1 protein-coding gene is annotated in these 1,974 nt (G+C 65.6%); it reads left to right on the forward strand.

Annotated features, from left to right (window positions below; genetic code table 11):
- Positions 1-16 precede the first annotated feature (16 nt).
- Positions 17-1,974 (forward strand): acetate--CoA ligase (gene acs / locus BW990_RS20885; protein ID WP_076451415.1); only part of this gene is annotated, 1,958 nt, incomplete at its 3' end.

The raw sequence follows: 1,974 nt of genomic DNA on the forward strand, positions 1-1,974 counted from the left end.
AAGGAGGAGCGAGACCATGAGCCATCACGACCCGAACGAGACCTTTGCGCCGAGCGCGGATTTCGTTTCGCATGCCCATGTGGATGCGGCGAAATACGACGCGATGTATGCCCGGTCGATCGCCGATCCCGAGGGTTTCTGGGCCGAGCAGGCCGGGCGGATCGACTGGATGCGGGCGCCCACGAAGATCAAGGACGTGAACTTCGATTACGGCAGCGTCTCGATCAAGTGGTACGAGGACGGCCAGCTCAACGTCGCGGCGAACTGCGTCGACCGGCATCTCGAGACCCGCGGCGACCAGACCGCTATCATCTGGGAGCCCGACGACCCCGAGGAGGGCGCGCAGCACATCACCTATCGCGACCTGGCGCGCAACGTGGCCAGGATGGCCAACGTGCTGAAGGACCAGGGCGTGGCCCGGGGCGACCGCGTGGTGATCTACCTGCCGATGATCCCCGAGGCCGCCTATGCCATGCTCGCCTGCGCGCGCATCGGCGCGATCCATTCCATCGTCTTCGCGGGCTTCTCGCCCGATGCGCTGGCGCAGCGGGTGAACGGCTCGGACGCGAAATGCGTCATCACCGCCGACGAGGCCCCGCGCGGCGGCAAGAAGACCCCGCTCAAGGCCAATGCGGACAAGGCGCTGGCCAATTGCGACGCGTCGGTCAAATGCCTGGTCGTGCGCCGCACCGGCGGCGACATCGCCTGGAACGCGGAGCGCGACATCGATGTGACGGCGGCGCTGGCGGACGCCTCCGACGAATGCGCGCCCGAAGCCATGGACGCCGAAGATCCCCTTTTCATCCTGTATACGAGCGGCTCGACCGGCCAGCCCAAGGGGGTTGTGCACTCAACTGGTGGATATTTGGTTTACGCCGCCCTGACCCACGAGATCACCTTCGATTACCATGACGGCGACGTCTATTGGTGCACCGCAGATGTGGGGTGGGTCACGGGGCACTCCTACATCATCTATGGTCCGCTCGCGAATGGCGCCACGACGCTGATGTTCGAGGGCGTGCCCACCTACCCGGATGCCTCGCGCTTCTGGCAGGTCTGCGAGAAGCACAAGGTGAACCAGTTCTACACCGCCCCCACGGCGATTCGCGCGCTGATGGGCCAGGGCAACGAATTCGTAACGAAATGCGATCTATCCTCGCTGCGACTCCTCGGAACGGTGGGCGAACCGATCAACCCCGAGGCCTGGACCTGGTACAACGACGTGGTGGGCGGCGGCCGCTGCCCCATCGTCGACACCTGGTGGCAGACGGAGACCGGCGGGCACCTGATGACCCCCCTGCCCGGCGCGCATGCCACCAAGCCCGGCGCGGCGATGAAGCCGTTCTTCGGGATTAAGCCCGTCGTGCTCGAGGCGGAAAGCGGAAAGGAGATCGACGGCAATCCCGCGGAGGGCGTTCTAGCCATCGCCGACAGCTGGCCCGGCCAGATGCGCACCGTCTGGGGTGATCACGAGCGGTTCGAGAACACCTATTTCCAGCAATACAAGGGCTATTACTTCTCGGGCGACGGCTGCCGCCGCGATGCCGACGGCGATTACTGGATCACCGGCCGGGTCGACGACGTGATCAACGTCTCGGGCCACCGGATGGGCACGGCGGAGGTCGAATCGGCGCTGGTCAGCCATGACGCGGTCGCCGAGGCGGCGGTCGTGGGCTATCCGCATGACGTGAAGGGCCAGGGCATCTATTGCTACGTGACCCTGATGTCGGGCCAGGAGCCCTCGGACGAGCTGCGCAAGGAGTTGCGCAACTGGGTCCGCCAGGAAATCGGCCCGATCGCCTCGCCGGACCTCATCCAATGGGCGCCGGGCCTGCCCAAGACCCGCTCCGGCAAGATCATGCGCCGCATCCTGCGCAAGATCGCCGAAAACGATTACGGCAGCCTCGGCGACACCTCCACCCTCGCCGAACCCGAGGTCGTCGAAGACCTCATCGAAAACCGCATGAACCGCGG

Origin of the sequence: Roseivivax lentus, from assembly GCF_900156805.1 — a bacterium.
GTDB lineage: Bacteria > Pseudomonadota > Alphaproteobacteria > Rhodobacterales > Rhodobacteraceae > Roseivivax > Roseivivax lentus.